The sequence below is a fragment of the Rhizobium sp. CCGE 510 genome (genome assembly GCF_000292525.1).
Classification (GTDB): Bacteria; Pseudomonadota; Alphaproteobacteria; order Rhizobiales; family Rhizobiaceae; genus Rhizobium.
This window is the reverse complement of sequence record NZ_AEYF01000130.1, coordinates 1-581: the sequence shown is the minus strand read 5'-3', so window position 1 is coordinate 581 and position 581 is coordinate 1. Positions and strand designations below refer to the sequence as shown.

Sequence of the window (581 nt, the reverse complement as noted above, 5' to 3'; positions counted from 1 at the left end):
CGTCACGTCGGTCGAGCGGCGGGCAGCCTCGCGCTGCGATGGCCACAGCTCCACCTCGGAGGTCTTACGCGCGTAGAGCGAGCTGATGAAGAGCCGGCGCAAGTCCGGGTATTTTTCCTCTGCTCCCGCTGGCGGGTCGGTCGGCAGATTCTGATGAAGCGAATGCCGCCATAGATCGTCGATTAGATGGCGACAAAGATTGGCGATCCACCACAAGGGGACGTTTCCGGCGTTGTCGGCTAGCCGGACGGCCGTGGCCAGCAAGTCCCGCGCGGCCTCGATCGGCTCATCCTCGCCCGTCTCCAGCCCGAAATCGAAAAAAGCAAGAGCCCGGCAGATGGTCGTGTTGAGGACCGTCGACAATACGTCATCGACATCGGGCTCCTCACCGCCCAGTGCCGCGGCGACGCCTTCGTCACCATGCGCCTCATCCCCAAGCCAGTCGCGCACGAAACCGCGCAACTGGTCAAGATCGCGCAGGATAAGATCGCGGATCGCTATCTCGCCGGGCGATGCATTCAGATCGCCCGCCGTTTCGTTGAATAAGGAATAGGCGACCGCAGAATACCCCGACGAGGTGG

The 581-nt window shown here is 62.7% G+C and carries 1 pseudogene; it reads right to left on the bottom strand.

Annotated features, from left to right (window positions below):
- Window positions 1–581: pseudogene (locus tag RCCGE510_RS32805) on the bottom strand (DEAD/DEAH box helicase); the annotation flags it as partial.